Genomic DNA, 251 nt, shown 5'->3' with positions numbered 1-251 from the left:
CACATTGAGCATTAACATCAGAACGGATGTCATTCCACTCTGAACAGCCCACCTGACAGGCTTTACAACCGATACAGGTGGATACGTCGATTAATTTTGCAACTTCAACTTTATGATCACGCGCTTGAGGTGCTGGTGTTAAACCAGACGTAGCGGAGACCTTGATAATGTCTTGCGATTGAACGCCTTGACCACTTCCTGCCATATTATGCCTCCGCTTTCTCAATGTTTACCAAGAATGTTTTGTATTC

General features: G+C 44.2%; 1 pseudogene. It reads right to left on the bottom strand.

The features are described 5' to 3' along the window. Nucleotides 1-205, bottom strand: a pseudogene (locus ACTHTA_RS11550) (hypothetical protein); the annotation flags it as partial. Between the last annotated feature and the right edge of the window lie 46 nt (nucleotides 206-251).

The organism is Neisseria sp. P0013.S005 (assembly GCF_051958425.1).
Taxonomy (GTDB): domain Bacteria; phylum Pseudomonadota; class Gammaproteobacteria; order Burkholderiales; family Neisseriaceae; genus Neisseria; species Neisseria subflava.
Note: the sequence above shows the minus strand (reverse complement) of the source record. Positions and strands in the feature narration are given on the sequence as shown.